This is a genomic window from Gelidibacter gilvus (assembly GCF_004115975.1).
GTDB classification, from domain to species: domain Bacteria; phylum Bacteroidota; class Bacteroidia; order Flavobacteriales; family Flavobacteriaceae; genus Gelidibacter; species Gelidibacter gilvus.
The window spans coordinates 44,115-62,713 of record NZ_SDDZ01000019.1 but is presented as its reverse complement, the minus strand read 5'-3'; the positions used below and the strand labels follow the sequence as shown (position 1 = coordinate 62,713).

Sequence of the window (18,599 nt, the reverse complement as noted above, 5' to 3'; positions counted from 1 at the left end):
GTTGCTCTTAGCTATTGGTCATTCAGAACTCTTTTAAAAAGATATAGATCTTAGTGATTTAATTATTATAATTCCATTTTTCATATTTCAATAAAATTCGATACTATGTGTGAATTAGTAGATTTGACCATTGTTCTTGATGCTATCGAAGACCATCCCAGAGTTTTCCCAAAAGGGGCTATAGAGGTTCTGCAAGATCTTAATTGGACTACGTTTTCTGAGTTTTCTGAAAAGATGTTTGATTTATTATTCCAAGTAGGCAAAGCAGATTTGTCGGTGGGCCGCATCTATGAAGGTCATGTTAATGCTTTAATTTTGATTAACACTTATGGTAGCTCACAACAAAAGCAACGCTACTTTAGTGAAGCTAGGGAAGGTAAGTTATTTGGCGTATGGAATACTGAAAATCCAGAAGATGGATTGAAAATTACTGCGAACTATAATAGTAAAGGTTTGTTTTTAAAAGGCAGCAAGACGTTCTGTTCTGGAGCATTACATATTGACCGTCCTATCGTGACTGCAAAAACTAAAGACGGAGTACAAATGCTGGTGCTCAATTTGGATGAACAAAACGCGTTGCAAGAAGACTGGTCACAATGGGATCCGATTGGGATGCGACCTTCTGTAAGTTGTCGCATTGATTTTACGTCTTTTGAAATATTTCGTGAGGAGTATTTAGGTAAAATCAATGATTATTATAAAGAACCTCATTTTTCATGGGGCGCGGTGCGTTTTTCCGCCGTGCAATTAGGAGGGGCTCAAAAAATTGCGGATACCATGCTCCAGCACTTACAAAAAACCCATCGAAGTAAGAATTCCATTCAACAAATGCGGATAGGAAAAGTCGCTATTTTGATGGAGACTGGAAGATTGTGGATGGAGCGCGCCAGTAATATTGAAAACGGCAGGGACATTAATTATTCTGATGATCACAGAGTCAACTTTTCAAATATGATGAGAACGATGGTTTTGGAACTTTGTGAAAAAGTGATCCTGCTCGCTGAAAAAGCGGTAGGCATTCAAGGGACTATGAAAAGCCATCCTTTAGAACGTCCCATCCGTGATCTGCGAGTTTATTTAAAACAAGCTGGGCCAGACGCCGCCTTAGCACAGGTGGGTAATTACACTGATAATCGCAAAACCTATGAATAACCAAATTTCTTCAATAATATCAAATTTATCCTCTGCTCCCTTGTTGGCTATTGACCAATTAGGCCGCCAATTGGGTCATTCACTTATAATTGCTCCACATCCCGATGATGAAGCTTTGGGATGTGGCGGAATGATTTCCTATTTACGTTCTCAAAATGTGCCGGTGTCGGTAGTATTCATGACGAGCGGGGGCGCATCACATCTTAATTCTTTAAAATATCCACCCAAACTATTAGCTGAAGTAAGAGAAGCGGAAGCGCTTAAATCGTGCGAAATTTTAGGTGTACATGCAGACCATGTCTTCTTCTACCGATATCCAGACGGCGTTTTATCAAGTTATGAAGATGAGAAAGTTAAAGAAATTGCCCAACAGATCTCACTTTTAATGGAAAAGCAAGAAATCAAAACCATCTTTTATCCATGGCGCAGAGATGTGCATCCTGATCATAAAATGTGCAATACCATTGGATTCTCAGCGGTTAATCAAAATAAGTCTTCGGTGCAAATTGTGGAATATCCCGTCTGGCTTTGGAACATTTCAGAAGAAAATGATTGGCCTGAGGAAGAAGAAATATCAGTATTCCGTTTAAACGTGACAGAGGTTTTGGAACAGAAGAAAGCAGCCATCTTCGCCCATAAATCGCAAACCTCAGAATTTATTGATGACGATCCTTCCGGGTTTAGGCTGACAGAAGATTTGCTCGCACCATTTTTAGGTGATTATGAGTTTTATTTCTTTACAAAGGATAAGATGGAATCCTTGGACCAGCAATTTTTTGATACACTTTACTCCGATAATGCGGATCCTTGGAATTTTAAGCATAGTGATTATGAGCTCGCAAAATATCAAAAAACTAACGAGATCTTAGGCGATTCACATTTTAAAAATGGTTTGGAAGTGGGGTGTTCTATAGGCATACAAACCCGATTTTTTGCCAAGCATTGTGATACATTACTAGCAATTGACATCAGTAAAGACGCGCTGGCCGAAGCCGAAAAAAATAATAATGATTTAGAGAATGTCACCTTTCAAGTTAAAGATATTGTTCAGGACTTTCCAGATGGGCAGTATGATTTTATAACTTTATGCGAGCTCGGGTATTATTTTGATCCACACACTTTGCAGGAAATATTTCAAAAAGTGAGTGAACACTTAAATACAGATGGCCAATTTTTAATGGTACATTGGACATCGTATGTGCGGGAATTTCCGTTAAATGGAAATCAGGTCAATCAAATTTTTAGAAAATTCAACACTATTGAAAATAAATTTTCTTGCCTGACGTCATACATCCATGACAATTATGAACTTTATATTTGGAGAAAGAACTAGGAAGTTGAGTTTTTTGGACTTGGATGCAGATGGGAATTTAGTTCTTGATAGGCATCCATGACGCAAATGTTTGGATAAAACGAATTCCAAATGCCACAGGATGTCAGATGTTGTTTCATATAAATCATCATTGTCTCGTACCTCTTAAACCGGGATAATAGTAAGGCAACTTCCTTTTTTTTCAGATGGCTTAATTTACTTATTTTTATCAAGGCTTCTTGTGAAGGATTTTCATAATACCGTTTTATCAAATCGTAAATTCCAAATCGCGATTTGAGCTTATTGAGGCCTTCAACGCGATAGGGAATGCCATCATTTTCTGTCCAGACCTTTAATTCTGCTCCGAAACCCTCATCACATCGCGAGTTAATGCGTACAGAGGTTTTAACAATAGTATCCATACAATGCTTTACGACAAATCCTTGTTCCACTACTCTATTAAATAGATCCACATCCTCCAAAAATGGCAGTGGTGTTATTCCCCCAACACTTTGATAAACGTATTTTTTAATTGCTAAATTGGGCCCCCAGTTATAGTTATGACGTGGCCAAGGATCATGCGGATCAGGAAACATTTGACTTTCTAATTTTGCTTGAAGCATCAGGTAATTATCCTTGGCTAATAAATAGGTCAATGGTTGGCCGCCGATCGAATTATAATCGACATTGATCAGACCGCAAATGAGGTCCACATTGGTTTGGATATAGGATTCCAACGAGCATAGCCAAAATGGATCTGGAATAGTATCTGCGTCCGTACTGGCTATGATACCATTACTATTTGGAAGTCGCGAGGAAGCAATATTCATAAGGACGCGTCTCGCCGCTCCAACAGTATTAGCGACCTCAGAATTGAGAGCTAAAACGTGAATGTTCGCGTATGGATGCGCAGTTGCAAATTTTTGACATTTGGAATACGTGTTATCATTGCAATTATGACAAAGTACAATTATTTCGTAAGTGCTGTGTGGGAGAATTTCCTTCTGACGGGTTTGTTGATTGATATGGGCCAATAAGGTTTTTTCAATTTCCTCAGCTTCATTTTTTGCTGGAATTATGACCGATATTTTTAAATCTTGATTGGGTGGTGGAAGTTCTTTCGATAGGCTGATGGAAATGCTATCCATGATCTTAATCGGATTTAAAACCGACGTTGCAATACCATTTAAAATTTCCATATGATGATCAATTTTTGAAAACCCTTGATCGTGTAATTCATAAGTATTTGATTTTTTATGTAAATTTTTCGCGATCAAGGTTATCTTAAATAAAAGTAGGAAGGTTCTCTCTCAGGAATTAACCTTAAAAAAATTTTATGTAACTCATTATCAAAATGTACTTAAAAGATTGAAGGCAATCAGCTATTTATACGTTGGAATGAGCAACTGGATTTAAATCGAAACGATTAGGGTATACTTCTAAGTTCAATTGAAAAACTCCAAAAGGGGAATTTGTTCTAATCTGATTAAATAGTCTATTGATTAAGTATTCCACTTCATACCTAAAGTTACTTCATTTTAAAGGAGTTTTTTTAAATATTATGAAGAGCAAAGGTCTTTAAATAACTTATGCTATCTTTCTTTTTAAAAGAAACGTATGAATTTTGATGATATTATCGGCACTGCGGCTGGGATCTTTACAACTATTGGTGTTTTGCCACAAATCATAAAAGCACTTAAAACACAGGAGGTAAAAGATATTAGTCCATACATGTTTATTATTTTATGTATTGGCGTTGGACTTTGGACAGTATATGGTTTCATTAAATCGGATTGGCCCATTATCCTTACCAATGGTATTTCATTTATTTTGAACGGGATAATGCTCAGCATTTTGATTATGCAAAAGAGGAAAATTAAATAGAATTCAGAAAAATAAGTTTTTGACTATATAGATTTAACTCAAAGAAATTTTCTAAAATTTATAAGTGTTCCGATTTTTAATAAGAACTCGTCGTTGCTTCAATGGAAGATGAATGTTTTGTTTTTGCCTGTATAGATTTCTCCATTCTTCCAGCGAAATTAAATTCGTAACACTTCAGGCCTGAACCTGGGAGCAGAGACGGCATCCGACCGTATCAAGACAATTGAGGTAAGTTTTTTTAAAGAATTAGCTTAGCCGAAACAGATAATCCATGCTTTAAGTCACTGGCTTGCAATTGTTAAAGTTTGTAATTATTACGATTCAAGATACTAATTCCATCAACAAGACAATGTATTGAGTTGAAATTTAGGACATTTGATACCTTTCTGACTATATAATTTATTAATTCTTGTACAATGAATTATTTGAGCAGTGTTGAAATTAACGAGAATCAAAGTGCTAATAAGCGCTGTTATGACGGTCATATTGAAAAATTCGTCTTCACAAATTCATTAGAATGCTATGGAATCAAATTAAAATCCCATCAAGATTCTAAGATCAATTTTCAGTCGCAATACAGTTCAGCAATCTACGTCTGTGTCAATCTTTCGTCGAATGTGTCGTTGCAATTATCTTGCGAAAAATCTCAAATTACAATCCCGCCATTTGCGAGTTTATTAGTGCCTTTTCAAGAAGCCGAAAATATTTCCTTTAAATGTAAATCTCTGGTAGATTATGATTTTTTGGTTCTCAAAGTCTATCAGTCCCACTTGGATGAAGACCATTTAAAATTGCTCCAAAACTTGCAGAAGGAGAATGTTTTCTTAAATCCGTTTACATCTCAAAAAAGATTGATTCCAAATTTAGCGATCTGCGAGATGGCAAGAAAGCTTAAACATTTGGATTATATATCATCTGAAAATAAATTCATGGCCAGGGGTTATATAAATATCATCATAGGGATGAAGTTTAAAGAAATTCTTTGTGAACAATCTTCAATTTCCAATCATCTTAGTGGTTATGAAATTCAGCAATTGGAAATGATCACAGCACAAATTAAGGAAAATCCTCAAGAGGATTATACCATAAATGATTTGTGTAAAAAAAGTGGATTGTCGGTCTCAAAATTACAAGCGGGCTTTAAAGAAAAACACGGGTGTACAGTAACTATACACATTAGAAACGTTCGTTTGGAAAAGGCCTTGACCATGTAACAGGACACAAATTTGAATATATCTGAAATTGTGTACTCTGTAGGATTAAGCAGTAGAAGTTACTTCTGTCGGATATTTAAAAAACGATTTAAATGTTCGCCAAAATTATATCAGCAGCGCTTAAAGCAGATTTTTCCTTCTGCTTCATAAAATTGATATGCACGCCTAGGAAATGATTTCTCAAGATTACAACTTTATATTTTACTTCTTTTTTTAAGACTTCGCAGTTCATGCTTAGAGATTTTCAGTTGTAAAATGTCTTTTTGATGGATTTCAAAGTTGACATCTAAAATATCCTCCAGAGATAATTCGCTATTTAGGTAGTTGTTATAATTTTCTTCTTTAATTATTATTGGTTTCGGATTTTTTAAAAGATACTTTGAATACCTATCGTATTGGGTCAAAATGCCACAGGAAATAAAACCGTCTTCGAGAATATTATATATGCCCGCAAAGCAAATTAGATTCTGATGTTTTGAAATATTATGAAACGTTTGGAGGTACTGGTGTTCAATTTCCGTAGTGAAATATCCTGTTGCTACTATTAAACATCTTCTGTGTTTTAAGGCATCGTATAGCCATGACAATTCAGTAATGGAATCAAATTCAATATCGAGTGTATTATAGGCAGATTGGAACTTTTTCCAGGTGTCTTTGTACCCTCCGGGAAGTACACCCCAAATGCCAAATTGGATACGATCAGTGTCCTTTGAAGTTATAATACATAATATGGACTCCTTCAAACCATTAATTTTAAACTGAGGTTTGTATAGATGGCCATAATCAAATTTTGCATGTAATTTTTGCTCGATGATCTCTTTGGTGGCCGTATTGGAAATTTGTGACAACATGTTTAAAATAACAGAAATTTTAAACTTAAAGTGGTTGCTAAAAATTATAATATTTGCCTTTTTTAATCTATTAATTTAATTGTTGAAACCTTTATTATTAGTGTTTTATTGAGCAAATTTTTAAAAGGATAGAGCCTATAAATATTCAAATGAAAGTGTAATTTAGAATTTCAAAATTATTTATTAATCCATAAATCTTGCATTATGAACACAGAAAACGACCGTCGCGACCCTGATCAGGGCCATTCTGGACAGAATCAAAGTAGAGATGACCAGCAGCGTAATAGTGATGAACAACGTGGTAATTATTTAAATGATGAAAAAGATGGACGTTCACAACACAATGATCAGAATGAAAATGATCATGATAGAGATCATCGTAGAAGTGATCAAAGTGAAAACCGTGATGATCAAAGTAAGAATTATGAAAATTCCCGTGACACCGATCCAAGCCGACGTGGTATGGACATGAATTCGGATCATTCATATAGAAACCTTGAAAGTCGTTGGAATGACATTGAAAGTGATTATCGTAAAAAACATCCGAATGTTACGGATGAAGATGTGGATTATCGAAGTGGCGAATTTGATAATATGACCGACAGGATTGCCAAAAGAACCAATAGAACTCGTAATGATGTGAACGATGAAATCAGAAATTGGGATTCTTGAAGTCATAATGGTGAAAGACTGAGTATTAACAAATCATATTTAAATTAGAACAGATGACTGACAAGAAAAATGAAGAATTTGATCCTGAAAAACATAAGGACATCAAAAAAGGCCCCTTAAAGCCAGAACATAAAAATCAGTACGGCGAAAAGCCAGGAGGCAAGGATCGAGATCTAGCGAAACGGGCAGAAGCTGAAGAGAAAAGGCACAAAAAATGAGTTAGAATTATTTAAAGTGCTTTAGGCATCAATGGTGCCTATTAAAATCCCGATAATAATTATCGGGATTTTCCTTTTTGATACGAGATCATTAAAATAATAACGTCAACAAGCTTAAGTTAAAATTTATAAATTGAAGTTCCTAAGGAGTTGTTTTTACATATTATGAAAATTTAGGTTCTAAAAAAAAACTTTAATCCGCTGATTTCATAATTTTCCATTTCTTGAATTGGGGTTTACAATCCATTAGGACTGCTTCAAATTGAAGGTTGGAGGTGAATTGGGTTTCTTTTAAAATCCGTTCTTCAATTGATAATTCAAATGCATCAACATCGAAAATCCAAGGGGAAATGATAAGCTCCTCATTTTCTGTTTTTTTTATGAAATATGTTTTTCCATCAATGGAGGTGTTGATTTCAAGTAATCTCCCACGTTCCGGTGTTTCATCTTTACATAAAATGAGCGACACCCGATCACAAAATCGCAAAAACTCGTAATAGGTTCTTGCTTTCTTATCTGATACTTTATAATCATCTAAAATAACCTTCCGTACTTTTTCTTGTTCGGCAAACAAAGAAGTAATTCTTTTGCTTTTTTCTTTCATTTCGGAATAGATGAATTCCAAATGATAGGAGATGAGTAATTTGATCCACAAGGATTTGTTTTCTGAAGCTTTTAAAATACGATGCATTCTTTCCACTATATCATGTACGGTAAACTCTTCCTCAGTAAAATCCAAAGGCACGCCTATGTCAGACAGATAGTTTTTCTCGGCAAAGTTCAACTGTCTGTCGTCGTGTTCGCATATGGCAATCAGGGTTTCGAACCAATGTATGGGTCGGTATTTTTCTGAGATTTCATTAGCTATTTTTCCGGCTAATAGGCCATGGGCTTCGTGAAAGATGATGTGGATGCCTTCTACCGATTTATTGACGATCATATGTAACTTTGTTAAAATTCTTTAAAGAATAGGCGCTGATGTTGATTTGAAAATTAAATGTGATTTATTTTCGATCTAAGTACTGTATCGCTTAGAACATTTGTGTATTTGATATTATTCTGACAAATACAGTTGAAAACGAAAAGTAATAAATCATAGCGTCATAGTCATCAATAGCGTCGGCCAAAACGGGATTTTTTGATTAACCAATCTTAATATCTTTGTTAGAACGACACACTCCACTATAATTCCAAAGATTATAATTCCACCTAAAAAAAACCCGATATATTCATTCCTTGAGATACATTTTCCAACTTAAAAATTAAAGTGATCAAAAGTGTTATAAATAAAACTCCGAACGTAATAGTTAAGTTGCGGTTTTTCATAAATATTTTTTAATTTTCTGGAAATTATAACGCATCAAAACTCTAATTAAAAGTATAAAAGAATGTCATTAATCAGTTGACATATCATAGACAAAATTATATTTATTGAGATTCGAATTATGGACTTCCCAGTTCTTCATTAATACTTCGTTTAATGTTTTCTTTATTTCATTGAAATTACTGGGTTTCTTTATATATAGATTTGCGCCAAAATCAAATGTCCTTTCCACGTACTCTTCATTGATATGCGATGCATAAATAATGACGTTGATATGCTTGAGTTTTTCATTTTGCTTTATTTCCTTCAGGCATTCAAACCCGCTCTTCACAGGCATGTTTAAATCTAAAAAGATGATGTCGGGTTTTTCTGGTGAGGTATCCAAATAGTTCATGAATTCCTGGCCGGTTTTAAATACTTTAAGGGTGCATTTAATTGGTAATTCATCTAATGCTTCTTCAAATAACCACTGGTCATCTTGATCATTATCTACAAACGCAATATTTAAACTTATGGAAGACATATATTACAGACTTAAAATTATACAGAGTTTAGCATTAATTTGGTTATATAGAGAAGTGGTGAGGTTAAAGTAAGATAATATATTTTATTGTGGTTTAAAATTTTGTGTTTATTATTTCCATGACAACTAATGTGCAGATAAAATACAGAAATTAGTTGATCATACATCATACTTTCAGAATTTTTTATTGACCAGATGAGACAGTGGATGCCAATAGTAGCAAAACTTATTAAACGACATTTTTGAGCAGTTAACAAACGAGAACACTACGAGAGAACTTGATCAAATTAATCTAAATTCAACTTCTAATGTCGTGTTGTCAATTGGGTCAAAAATACAAGGCATTGAGATCAGAAATAGGATTGAAATTGATTAATTTTATTCATGATTGATCCAATACTATTAAGTAATCACTTTTTGTGTTGAGGTCATATAATATTAATTTAAAATTCAAAGTTATGAGCACAGACGATGATAATCGTAATTACGACAGAGATAAAGAATTACAGGATAAAGATCGCGACCAGAAGCAGCAAGAATATGATCGTGACATTGAACAACAGAAAAAAGATCGCAGTACCGAGCAAATACAAACTGAAAATCCTGAACGTCTTCAAGATAATAACCACCGAATGGATCAACGGACAAATGAAGTTCAGGGGGAAGTGAGTTATGATCAGAATAGGCTGCAAGAGACTGAGCTGGTCAAGAGTGATAACGAGAGCCGTTGGAAAGACATCGAAGAAGATTATAGAAAGCGCTATCCCAATATCACAGATGAAGACGTCAATTACCGATTAGATGGGTTTGATGACATGACTGGGCGTATAGCCAAGCGTACCAACAGAAATCGAGAAGATGTGAATAATGAAATCAGAGATTGGCACTCCACTGGTGATAGTTAAAAATATAGTTATCTTTTAAACGTAAATTTTAGAATCCCTTCTTTTCAGATGGGATTTTTTGGTTTGCACATTTTGTAAGTTGTACAGGAATTATAGTAGAATCACCTGAGCTTTATTTTGTTCTTTTGCCAATCTAACTTCAAGAAAGTCTGCATTTTTTTTAACTCGAAATAGGGAATAATTTTTCTTTGGGCCCAGCGCCTTTGTTTTGCCTAACTCCCCTTCTGAGTTTGGATGCAAAATGATAACTATGCCTTATATTGCGTTTCCAATCGAATTTTTTATGTCCAACAAATACTTTTCCTTAAGTGGTTTAGCTAAAATATTTTTCACAAAGGGGTATAATTCTTTTTCTTTCTGAAAACTCTGAATAGCAGAAGTTAATATGTAAATTTCGAACTTATTTTTAATCTCACTTCTAAATTCTATAAAGTTATCCAGGAATTCCCAACCAGAAAGTGTAGGCATGTTTATGTCAAGAAAAAGTACTGTGAGACTGCCCACATAATTTTCAATAAAATGTAATCCCTCTTCCGGCTTGGAGAATAATTTAATTTCTGCATCTGGATCAAATTTTTTAATCATCAATCTGCATATTAAATTATTAGTGGGATCATCATCTACAACCATGTAATTGAAATTTGTGTCCATATCTTTCATAGTTATTTTTGCAGATTTATTATAAATTCAGCGCCTTCACCCTCCAGACTTTTAACCGTTATATGACCTCCCAACATTTCAATCTGTGATTTAACCATAAACAATCCCAATCCTTTTCCTTCGACATGATTGTGAAAACGCTTATAAAAACCGAAAATGAGATCTCCTTTTTTCTCTAAGTTTATTCCTAAACCATTATCCTTAAAATGAATGATTATTTCATCTTTATTTATCTCAGTACTTATGTGGATGACAGGCGGAACATTAGGTTTACGGTATTTAATACTGTTTGAGATGAGATTAAAAAAAGTACTGTATAGATAACTTTTAACCGTGTAAATTTCATCAATTGCCGTGAAATCTGTGATTATTATTACTTTTTCCGTATCTATTAAATTCTTGTTCGATTTTATAATGTTTTGGATTAAACTTTCAAATTTTACTTTTTCTAGGTTTTTTGGAAATTCAGTTTTTAATTTTAAAGTTTCATGTAAATCCTGCATAACATCATCTAAACGTCCAATATTAGAGAATAATTCATGGAGTAATAGTTCATGGATATCTTCAGGCTGAATATTATTATTTAATAAATCACCAATACCTAAGATGTTTGCAATGGGAGCTCTTAAATTATGAGAAACTATATAGGAAAACTGCTCTAATCCTTCATTAGCAGAAAATAGTTCTTTAGTGTACTCACTGAGTTCCTTGTTGAGTTTTTTCAATTTAATTTCAGATTTTTTCAATTTAGAAATATCTGATGAAATCCTAATCACTCCTAAAAAAGTCTCATTCTCGTCAAAAAGCGGTGATTTGGTAATCTGTGTTGGTAAAGTAGAACCATCTTTAAGTTTGGCTATTAATTCACCCGTCCAAATTTTTCCAGATTTAAGCAACCGTAGCGTGTCTTTATGCTTTTCATTATTACCATACAAAAGCTTAAAAATATTTTTACCTAAAACTTCATCTTGTTTCCACAGGTAAATTTCTTCTGCGGCTTTATTCCAGTAGGTTACCCTATCGTTAGAGTCCGTGGCCATTATTCCTTGCCCAATTTTATTTAATAGATTTGCTTGAAATTTGTTTTCACGTTCTACTTTCACGCGTTCTGAGATGTCGATTCCGACACCCTGGATTTCGCCGTCTTCGCTAATATCTGTTAAATAAATCATATCCCAAAGGGTCGTTTTAACGCCGCCGTCTTCCATGCGTTTATCAATTTCCATTTGGCAATTTTCATTGGGATTTGAAATGCAATGTTCTGCAGTTTCACGTAATTTTTGATGATGGTATGGCATAATATCTGTGAGTGAACTTTTCCCAATAGGATCATGATCTTTAAAAGCCCATCCAAATTCTTCGATGAATTTTTTGTTTGTGAAAGAATAATTACCGTCGATATCTATTCGTACAAAATAGTTTGTTTGAGATTGCACAAGGCCTTTATATCTGGATTCACTCTTGAGAAGTTTTTCATATGCAATTTTCTCTGAAGTGATGTCTTGGATAATTCCTTTTATACAATGTGTTTGGTGTTCGGACTTTTGGACACCTTTTGAACGGGAGTGTATCCATTTAACAGCCCCGTTTTCTAAAATTATTCTGAATTCAAACTCATTTCCTTTAATACCTAGCTGAAGCTCATTTAATTTTTTCGCATACTTTTTTTTATCAACAGGATGCATCATCTTTAAAAAGAGATCCATGGTGGGTTTAACATTTTTGTCTTGTATACCATATATATTAAAAATATAATCTGAACAGAAAAGGGAATTATCATTTAAATCTAACTCCCAATATCCGATTTTCGCTATTTTTTCAGCAACCTTTAATCTAATCGACGTATCGGTGAGTTTTTTAAGATTTCTTTCTTTTTCCGTAATATCAGTGCAGACCGCAACCACATATGGGATTCCGTCTATAATAAACCGATGAGAACTATTTTCTACTAAAATTTCACTTTTGTCTTTTTTCAAATGTGTGGAATAGGCATGAAATGAAGTTTCCGGGCTGTTTCTGAATTCCTCAACCAGTTTGTCTAAGTGCTTATTTTCTGTTTGATTTTGGAGATCTTTTAAATTCATGGTGAGAAATTCTTCTCTTGTAAATCCATAGTTTGTGCTACAACTTTTATTTACATCAACTATACTCAAATCGTTTTCGTTAAATACAAACGTGGGTAGAGGATTATTATTAAACAAGGATTTATAACGCTCTTCTGATTTTTTAAGTTTATGTTGGAATGCTTTCTTTTCTGAGTTATCTTTTATGACTAAAGAGGCGTAACCTTTATTTGTGTCAATAATTGTAGAGGTTAACTCACCAACGAAGGAACTCCCGTCTTTTCTGAACATATTAATTTCAGACTTGGTCTTACCAGTTAACTCTCTCTCTTTAATAGCTTGATGAAATCTGGGATCATTGAGGTCTACAATGCCGGAACGTCCTTTTTTGCAAATTTCATCTTCGGTCATCTGAAATATTTTACATGCAGCTGGATTGGCGGCATGTATAATACCATTAATGTTTGTAAGTAATATTCCATCTAAGCTGTTCTCGAAAAATGCACGGTATTTTTTTTCGTTTTCTAAAATTTTTATCTCATTTTGCCTTTCCAGTGTGACGTTTTTTAAACGTAGCACTATGCCATTAAGAGAGGAATCATCGAGATGGTTTGTGAAGTTAGCCTGTAGCCAAATTGATTGTTTATTTTTAGTTTTGACCTGGATTAAGACCGAGGTAGTGCATTTCTCAACACTTCCTATACTATTTGTGAAAGCATCAATGAAAATTTCAGGATCATCCAAATTAAGAAGGTCGACCAATTTTCTGTGATGAACTTTCTGGACTGATAAACCCAGTAACTGTTCTACGGAAGGTGAGATGTAATTAATTTCTCCGTCTGGTGTCAAAATTATGATGACATCAGAACTCGTTTTTATGAGGCCTTCGAATTTGCGTACACTTTCGGTATTTTTCTTATAGCTTTGAAGGTGTTCCTGTTCTAGATTATTTTTGTTAATCGCTTTTTCTATGAAAAAAGGAAGATTTTTAAGGTTGTCCTTTAAGATATAATCACTTACTCCATGTTTCAATATTTTAAGACCTAAATCAATGCTTATATTTTCTGAAAACAAGATAAATGGTACTTCTAATTTAGTAGCTTTTAGAAGTCTTAATGCCTCTTCATAATCCAAAAATGTAAATGAATGGTCAAATAGAATAATGTCTGGTTTATAACCGTCTAAAGCTTTTAAATACTCGGATTTTGAATTTAATACTAAAACTTCAAAGTCGGTTTCACGTTTCTTGATCCAACGTGAAGTGGACAATAAACTTCCTTCATCATTTTCTAGAAGAAGAATTTTAATATGCTTGGATTTTTGATTCATATAATTCACTTTTAAAAATTGGAACTAGAATTTATCAAAGTGCACTTGAAATAGGTAATTTACGAGCGGTAATGGGAGCAAATTCGAGCCTTGTTTGGTTATTAAGTATCGCGCTTTTTAAGATTTAAGCATGAATGCCATAAGATTTTCAAGGGTAATGAAAACAAGCTTTGGCTGCAGGTATCTATAGAGCAGAATATCCAGTGTTTACTGAAAGATAAATAATTATATTGACAGAAACAAATGTCATTTAATAGATTAATCTATGTGAATTCTTGTAAATTGATTATCAATTATTTCTAGGATCTGAAAGTATCGTCAGCTTATTGCTCCACACGATATTCATGCTATAGAAATCAAATCGATCTGTGATTTTACCGAAACAGGCATAAACTCCCAATCCGTTTACTGGATATTTATCGACAACATCAGTAAAGTGAACGGCGTCAAAATAATCCCCGTTCACATCTATAAAAGTGCTTAATCTCATGAGTTTACCTTGAGAAGTTTTATTAAATCTTGTCGTTACCAAGCTGCCATAAATTAAAATCTCTTCATCGATAAAATCTTTCATCTGACTTGCTAAAACGCCATTTTTCATTTCTTCTTTAATCAAGCTAAAATAATTACACAGTGGAAAACCTAAGAGTTCCATTTCGTCATAGGCATTTTCAACCCAGTTATTATTCAGCTTTGGCAATTTAAATCCTTTGTGTTTAATTTTGAACAACTTGGCTTGCTGACTGTTGGTGCCATTGGCGTTTAATTTGAAAATAGCTTGCCAGAGCAATTCGGTTTTGGTCTGTTTTGTAAATCTAAAGGCATCCACCCTAATGAGGATGGTCAGTTGTTCAATACTGATTGTAACTCTATCTATAAAGTCATCTAATGAACTGTACGCTCCATGTAAACCTCTGTCTGTCAGCAATCTTTGGCAGGTATAGGTTTCCAGATTTTTCAAATAACCAAAACCTAAATAAATTGACGTGCCAACTAATTTATTTTGATGCTCACTCGTGTTGATACACGGCAAGCAAATTTCCGCTCCTTGTTTCTGCGCTTCATGTAAGTAATGTTCTACACTGTAAAAGCCACCTCCATTATTGAGTACGGCCGTCATAAACTCTAATGGATAATAGCATTTTAAAAATAAACTTTGATAACTCTCTACGGCATAGGAGGCTGAATGTCCTTTGGCAAAGGCATAACCGGCGAAACTTTTGATCTGATCCCAAACCTCGAAGATCAAATTGTCACTGAATTTTTTTTTTCGACAATTGGAAATAAACTTTTCTTCTACCGCAATAAATTCGGTTCGCGATCGAAACTTTCCGCTCATGCCGCGCCTTAAAACATCCGCCTCGCCCAATGTTAAATCGGCGAATTGATTGGCCACTTTCAATACATCTTCTTGATAGACCATCACGCCATAGGTTTCAGGCATGATTTTCATCAAAATAGGATGGGCGTTTTTTCGATGTTCGGGATATCGGTGGCGCTTTATAAATTCGTCCTTCATTCCAGAACCAGAAACGCCCGGTCGGATAATGGAACTGGCGGCCACCAATCCCAAATAATCCTGAGTTTGTAGTTTTTGCATCAACCCGCGCATCGCTGGAGATTCCACATAATAAGCTCCAATGGCGCCGCCAGATTTTAAAAGATTATTTATATTCTTATCTTTTTTGAAGGCTTCCACATTTGTAATATCGATCGGTGGTTCGTCAGGTCTGTTTTCTGCGATGATCTCCAATGCCTCCTTAATTTTGGCCAGTCCGCGCTGACCTAAAATATCAAATTTGAAGACGCCCACATCTTCCGCAATGATCATATCAAATTGTACGGTCGGAAATCCTTTGGGTGGCATGTCGGTGGCGGAGTAGTAATGCACAGGATTTTCTAAAATAAGGATGCCTGCAGAATGGACACTCAAATGATTGGGAAATCCCTCAATCAATTTTCCGTAACGCAACACCAGACTGGAGATGTCATCCAAATCAGAAGCTCGGTAATTGCCTTTGCTTAGTTTATCGATTTCTTCTTTTGGCAATCCAAAAACCTTACCCAATTCACGGACTACCGCTCTGTACTTAAACGTATTGTAGGTGGCCAATAAAGCGGTGTTCGGAAATCTTTTGAAAATATAATCCGTCACATCATCTCTGTCTTTCCAGGAGAAATCAATGTCAAAATCGGGTGGCGAGGCTCTAAACGGATTAATAAATCGTTCAAAATATAAGTCCAGCTCAATCGGATCAACATCGGTAATGCCAATGATATAGGCGACAATACTGTTGGCACCGCTACCTCGGCCCACATGAAAATACCCTTTGCTATTGGCATAGGAAACAATATCATAATTGATAAGGAAGAAAGCGACAAAATCCAGAGATTTGATTGTGTCCAACTCTGTTTTCAATCGGGCTAAAACAATGTCGTCCGGACATGAATAGCGTTTATGTAAATTCTCCTGACACAGTTTTTCTAAAAGTGCATAATCGTTTTCGGTCGAATCGGTGTACAATTTTAAATTTTGCGATTTCCGATCGGCGCCAAAATCAAATTCAATCTGACAATTACTTAAAAGTCTATTCGTGTTTTCAATAATATGTGGAAAATCTGTGAAAGCTTCCTGAATGTCTTTTAAGGAAGACATTTTATCCGTAAGTCGACACTCTTCGACTTTATCAAGTTTACTCAACAAAGTGTTTTTATCAATAGCCCTTAACAGTCGGTGTGCATTGAAATCTTTTTTTGATCGTATGGTAACCGTTTGTAAAATCACTAACTTACTTTCGAAAGTTTTTAATTTAGAGAACCGTAATTTTCTCAATTCCTCAATGGAAATACCAATAAATTCATGTTCAGAAAAATTTTCTTTTTCTAATTGCAAAACACGCTCAAAAGGATAGATGATATAACAATTATCAAATTGGGGCGCGAGTTCTGGTAAGTCTAATTTGTTTTCGGAATGATGGGATAAAAATTCATTGAGCTCTTGAAATCCTGCGTTGTTTTTAGCCAGGCCTACATACACTTGTTTTGGGCCATTTCTAAAATCAATCCCAATCACAGGATGGATGTCGTAGTCTTTCGCTTTTCTAATAAAATTTAAACAGGCCGAGGTATTGTTAATGTCGGTCAGTGCCAAAGTATGAATGTCATTATTTTTGGCAAGTTCCAACAGTTCAATTTCAGAAAAAGTACCGTATCGAAGAGAGTAATATGTGTGACAATTGAGGTACATTATTGATTTCTATGGGCTAATAAGGTTGGCGGTTCTCCGTTGAATGGGTTTTGAAATCTTCCGATAGTTTTGGCGCCCATTGAAGAAGCGCGCATGATGCTGGCCTCTCCATAACGGCCTCTAATATGATCCATGGCGTTATAAAGACTGAGCATTTCTTCGGTGTCATCAAATAAATTAATCTGATAGTGGCCGCTTACAATGTCGTTGAGTTTTACGCCCACCAATCGCACTAACAACCGGCGTTGGTACAAGTTTTCGAAAAGCTCCATCACTTTCGGAATAATGACGTGGTCGGCACTTGAATAGGGGATTTTTACTTGCTTGCTATAGGTATTAAAATCTGAATAACGGATTTTCACACTGATAACACCCGCTATTTTGTTCCCTCGTCGTAACTGAAAAGCCAAATTTTCGGCCATGGCAAAAATGGTGGTTCTCAACATCTTGACATCAATAGTATCTTTATTGTAAGTGCGTTCTGTTGAAATGGATTTGCGTTCGTGGAAAGGCACTAACGGCGGATTATCAACACCGTTAGCTCTTTTCCAAATGGTTGTTCCGTTGGCACCTAAGGCGCTGGTCATCATTTCAATTGGCATTTGCTGTACGACTTTGATCTTATCAACACCTAAATTTCGCAATACCTGATAGGTTTTTTCTCCTACCGAAGGTATTTTCCGAATCGATAAAGGCGCTAGAAATGATTTTTCATAACCTGCATCGATTTTCATTTGGTTATTAGGTTTCGCCTCTCCCGTGGCAACTTTGGAAACGATTTTATTTACCGATAAACCAAATGAAATTGGCAACCCACTATTTTTGATGATGCTTTGTCTCAGTTCTGAGGCATATTTATAACAACCATGAAATTTATCCATGCCTGATAAATCGGCATAAAATTCATCCACACTCGCTTTTTCAAATACGGGCACTTTTTCTTTGATGATCTCCGTAACCAAATGGGAATATTTAGTGTAAATGGAAGCATCTCCCCGTATCACAGTGGCTTCTGGACATAGGTTCCGTGCCACTTTCATGGACATTCCTGAATGCACCCCAAATCGGCGAGTTTCATAACTACAGGCCGCCACAACACCGCGATCTCCCGTGCCACCAACCAATAGAGGCCTATTAAGTAGACGACTATCAATCAATCTTTCGCACGATACGAAAAAGGTATCTAAGTCAAGATGCAATATGTTTTTTTCCATAAAGCAAAATTACTCATAAATGTAGCCGAGT

16 protein-coding genes are annotated in these 18,599 nt (G+C 35.1%); 8 read left to right on the top strand and 8 right to left on the bottom strand.

Features of this window, described 5'->3' with window-relative positions; translation table 11 throughout:
- The first annotated feature begins 105 nt into the window (after positions 1-105).
- Together ESZ48_RS18375 and ESZ48_RS18370 are read left to right on the top strand one after the other, a co-directional pair.
- Positions 106-1,152, top strand: coding sequence for an acyl-CoA dehydrogenase family protein (locus ESZ48_RS18375; protein ID WP_129018966.1), 1,047 nt, complete (start codon positions 106-108; stop codon positions 1,150-1,152).
- Positions 1,145-2,485 (top strand): bifunctional PIG-L family deacetylase/class I SAM-dependent methyltransferase, encoded by a 1,341-nt coding sequence (locus tag ESZ48_RS18370; protein WP_129018965.1) that lies wholly within the window; start codon positions 1,145-1,147, stop codon positions 2,483-2,485. The genes ESZ48_RS18375 and ESZ48_RS18370 overlap by 8 nt, the downstream gene beginning before the upstream one ends.
- Here ESZ48_RS18370 and ESZ48_RS18365 read toward each other — a convergent pair.
- Positions 2,482-3,663: a glycosyltransferase gene (locus ESZ48_RS18365; RefSeq protein ID WP_129018964.1), complete on the bottom strand. Its 1,182-nt coding sequence runs from the start codon at positions 3,661-3,663 to the stop codon at positions 2,482-2,484. The genes ESZ48_RS18370 and ESZ48_RS18365 overlap by 4 nt on opposite strands.
- A gap of 418 nt (positions 3,664-4,081) precedes the next feature.
- On the opposite strand from ESZ48_RS18365, the gene ESZ48_RS18360 reads away from it, so the two are divergent.
- The 3 genes from ESZ48_RS18360 (at position 4,082) to ESZ48_RS19830 (ending at position 5,712) form a co-directional block, all read left to right on the top strand.
- Positions 4,082-4,348: a SemiSWEET family sugar transporter gene (locus ESZ48_RS18360; RefSeq protein WP_129018963.1), complete on the top strand. Its 267-nt coding sequence runs from the start codon at positions 4,082-4,084 to the stop codon at positions 4,346-4,348.
- Positions 4,349-4,764: 416 nt separating this feature from the next.
- A complete protein-coding gene (locus ESZ48_RS18355; protein WP_129018962.1) occupies positions 4,765-5,562 on the top strand; it encodes a helix-turn-helix transcriptional regulator in 798 nt (265 codons plus the stop codon).
- A gap of 12 nt (positions 5,563-5,574) precedes the next feature.
- Entirely contained in the window at positions 5,575-5,712 is a 138-nt protein-coding gene (locus tag ESZ48_RS19830) for a helix-turn-helix domain-containing protein (protein WP_129018961.1), read from the top strand.
- Between the two features lie 44 nt (positions 5,713-5,756).
- Here ESZ48_RS19830 and ESZ48_RS18345 read toward each other — a convergent pair whose 3' ends face one another.
- On the bottom strand, positions 5,757-6,413 hold the full coding sequence (locus ESZ48_RS18345) for an SOS response-associated peptidase family protein (protein WP_129018960.1): 657 nt from the start codon (positions 6,411-6,413) through the stop codon (positions 5,757-5,759).
- A gap of 204 nt (positions 6,414-6,617) precedes the next feature.
- On the opposite strand from ESZ48_RS18345, the gene ESZ48_RS18340 reads away from it, so the two are divergent.
- Together ESZ48_RS18340 and ESZ48_RS19405 are read left to right on the top strand one after the other, a co-directional pair.
- A complete protein-coding gene (locus ESZ48_RS18340; RefSeq protein WP_129018959.1) occupies positions 6,618-7,085 on the top strand; it encodes a hypothetical protein in 468 nt (155 codons plus the stop codon).
- 53 nt (positions 7,086-7,138) lie between these two features.
- The gene (locus ESZ48_RS19405; protein WP_190246303.1) at positions 7,139-7,303 is read left to right on the top strand and encodes a hypothetical protein; all 165 of its coding nucleotides are present in this window, start codon (positions 7,139-7,141) and stop codon (positions 7,301-7,303) included.
- A gap of 193 nt (positions 7,304-7,496) precedes the next feature.
- Here the strand turns inward: ESZ48_RS19405 and ESZ48_RS18335 are convergent, their stop codons facing one another.
- Both ESZ48_RS18335 and ESZ48_RS18330 read right to left on the bottom strand, forming a co-directional pair.
- Positions 7,497-8,243: a DUF3891 family protein gene (locus ESZ48_RS18335; protein WP_129018958.1), complete on the bottom strand. Its 747-nt coding sequence runs from the start codon at positions 8,241-8,243 to the stop codon at positions 7,497-7,499.
- A 454-nt stretch (positions 8,244-8,697) separates the two neighbouring features.
- Entirely contained in the window at positions 8,698-9,150 is a 453-nt protein-coding gene (locus ESZ48_RS18330; protein WP_129018957.1) for a response regulator, read from the bottom strand.
- Positions 9,151-9,608: 458 nt separating this feature from the next.
- On the opposite strand from ESZ48_RS18330, the gene ESZ48_RS18325 reads away from it, so the two are divergent.
- On the top strand, positions 9,609-10,055 hold the full coding sequence (locus ESZ48_RS18325) for a hypothetical protein (RefSeq protein ID WP_129018956.1): 447 nt from the start codon (positions 9,609-9,611) through the stop codon (positions 10,053-10,055).
- A 255-nt stretch (positions 10,056-10,310) separates the two neighbouring features.
- On the opposite strand, the gene ESZ48_RS18320 is transcribed toward ESZ48_RS18325, so the two are convergent.
- The 4 genes from ESZ48_RS18320 to ESZ48_RS18305 all read right to left on the bottom strand — a co-directional run bounded on the left by ESZ48_RS18320 (position 10,311) and on the right by ESZ48_RS18305 (position 18,568).
- Positions 10,311-10,706 carry a response regulator gene (locus ESZ48_RS18320; protein WP_223266506.1) on the bottom strand — a complete coding sequence of 132 codons (396 nt, stop codon included), beginning with the start codon at positions 10,704-10,706 and terminating at the stop codon, positions 10,311-10,313.
- Positions 10,707-10,717: 11 nt separating this feature from the next.
- On the bottom strand, positions 10,718-14,107 hold the full coding sequence (locus ESZ48_RS18315) for a PAS domain S-box protein (RefSeq protein WP_129018954.1): 3,390 nt from the start codon (positions 14,105-14,107) through the stop codon (positions 10,718-10,720).
- A 289-nt stretch (positions 14,108-14,396) separates the two neighbouring features.
- The gene (locus tag ESZ48_RS18310) at positions 14,397-17,354 is read right to left on the bottom strand and encodes a DNA polymerase III subunit alpha (RefSeq protein WP_129018953.1); all 2,958 of its coding nucleotides are present in this window, start codon (positions 17,352-17,354) and stop codon (positions 14,397-14,399) included.
- Positions 17,354-18,568 carry a DNA polymerase Y family protein gene (locus ESZ48_RS18305; protein ID WP_129018952.1) on the bottom strand — a complete coding sequence of 405 codons (1,215 nt, stop codon included), beginning with the start codon at positions 18,566-18,568 and terminating at the stop codon, positions 17,354-17,356. Before ESZ48_RS18305 ends, ESZ48_RS18310 begins: the two co-directional genes overlap by 1 nt.
- Between the last annotated feature and the right edge of the window lie 31 nt (positions 18,569-18,599).

Bases quoted from the DNA above. Each gene is read 5' to 3' on its own strand.
- ESZ48_RS18340 (WP_129018959.1), top strand. From the start codon at position 6,618: ATGAACACAGAAAACGACCGTCGCGACCCTGATCAGGGCCATTCTGGA.
- ESZ48_RS18305 (WP_129018952.1), bottom strand. From the start codon at position 18,568: ATGGAAAAAAACATATTGCATCTTGACTTAGATACCTTTTTCGTATCG.
- ESZ48_RS18365 (WP_129018964.1), bottom strand. From the start codon at position 3,663: ATGGAAATTTTAAATGGTATTGCAACGTCGGTTTTAAATCCGATTAAG.
- ESZ48_RS18310 (WP_129018953.1), bottom strand. From the start codon at position 17,354: ATGTACCTCAATTGTCACACATATTACTCTCTTCGATACGGTACTTTT.
- ESZ48_RS18320 (WP_223266506.1), bottom strand. From the start codon at position 10,706: ATGGACACAAATTTCAATTACATGGTTGTAGATGATGATCCCACTAAT.
- ESZ48_RS19405 (WP_190246303.1), top strand. From the start codon at position 7,139: ATGACTGACAAGAAAAATGAAGAATTTGATCCTGAAAAACATAAGGAC.
- ESZ48_RS18330 (WP_129018957.1), bottom strand. From the start codon at position 9,150: ATGTCTTCCATAAGTTTAAATATTGCGTTTGTAGATAATGATCAAGAT.
- ESZ48_RS18325 (WP_129018956.1), top strand. From the start codon at position 9,609: ATGAGCACAGACGATGATAATCGTAATTACGACAGAGATAAAGAATTA.
- ESZ48_RS18370 (WP_129018965.1), top strand. From the start codon at position 1,145: ATGAATAACCAAATTTCTTCAATAATATCAAATTTATCCTCTGCTCCC.
- ESZ48_RS18375 (WP_129018966.1), top strand. From the start codon at position 106: ATGTGTGAATTAGTAGATTTGACCATTGTTCTTGATGCTATCGAAGAC.
- ESZ48_RS18335 (WP_129018958.1), bottom strand. From the start codon at position 8,243: ATGATCGTCAATAAATCGGTAGAAGGCATCCACATCATCTTTCACGAA.
- ESZ48_RS18360 (WP_129018963.1), top strand. From the start codon at position 4,082: ATGAATTTTGATGATATTATCGGCACTGCGGCTGGGATCTTTACAACT.
- ESZ48_RS18345 (WP_129018960.1), bottom strand. From the start codon at position 6,413: ATGTTGTCACAAATTTCCAATACGGCCACCAAAGAGATCATCGAGCAA.
- ESZ48_RS18355 (WP_129018962.1), top strand. From the start codon at position 4,765: ATGAATTATTTGAGCAGTGTTGAAATTAACGAGAATCAAAGTGCTAAT.
- ESZ48_RS18315 (WP_129018954.1), bottom strand. From the start codon at position 14,107: ATGAATCAAAAATCCAAGCATATTAAAATTCTTCTTCTAGAAAATGAT.